The 531-nt window shown below is 55.2% G+C and carries 1 protein-coding gene; it reads right to left on the minus strand.

The features are described from left to right. A partial coding sequence (locus ACYU7Q_RS21910) for a hypothetical protein (RefSeq protein WP_460611587.1) occupies window positions 1–445 on the minus strand: 445 nt, incomplete at its 3' end. Between the last annotated feature and the right edge of the window lie 86 nt (window positions 446–531).

The raw sequence follows: 531 nt of genomic DNA on the forward strand, positions 1-531 counted from the left end.
TGAACGCAATCTTCATGCCGTACGCTCTCAAATCCAACATCCACTGCATCGGGCTGGCTGTCCCGCGGACCATGAACGAATCCATCATTTTTATCACCCACCGGAAACTGCTTCGGATACCTCGTTTGCGGGTGTGGCGCCTTGTCTGGTCGCTCTCGTATCCGCTGTCGTCGAATGTGCACGGGCTGTCTATTGACGCCCATTCCTCTTCTCCGATGTGGCCTGTCAATCGCTCGGCCTGCAAAACCACCATAAAATGTGCCACCTTGATAATGGACGACAATATCGACGGGAACGTTTGTTCGTCTCGGAATCCTTTCCCCGTCGGTCGCACGCCCAATACTGCCAACGCGCACACCAACGCCATCTCGGCTTCGCGTTGCTGCATCGTCTGATTCAACAACTCGATGCAAAATTCCAATGCCGCCAATTGCACTTTTTTCATCCCCCCGGGCACTGTGCCGCGCCTGTTTCCGTTCTCCGCCATGGTTTCATGGTCCGTGTCGGATTCTCCATCGCTGCCGTCGCCAT

The organism is Hymenobacter terrigena (genome assembly GCF_054776515.1).